The 204-nt window shown below is 47.1% G+C and carries 1 protein-coding gene; it reads left to right on the top strand.

The window, feature by feature from the left end; all coding sequences use genetic code 11:
• Positions 1–204 (top strand): transposase (locus Q1A40_RS23120; protein WP_300006128.1); only part of this gene is annotated, 204 nt, incomplete at both ends.

Here is a 204-nt window from a genome sequence, read left to right as displayed (position 1 = left end):
GTTTCGACTAAAACAGCGGGCATTGATGTGGGTTTAAAAGATGTGTTCGTCACCGATACCGGATTTAAAACCGGCAACCTCCGCCATACGGCGAGATATGCGAAACAGTTAGCCCTGCTACAGCGTCGCTTGAGCAAGAAGAAAAAAGGCTCAAGTAACCGCGCTAAAGCAAAGCTAAAGGTCGCAAAACTCCACGTCAAAATT

The organism is uncultured Cedecea sp., from assembly GCF_947498825.1.
Classification (GTDB): Bacteria; Pseudomonadota; Gammaproteobacteria; order Enterobacterales; family Enterobacteriaceae; genus JGM124.
Note: the sequence above shows the minus strand (reverse complement) of the source record. Positions and strands in the feature narration are given on the sequence as shown.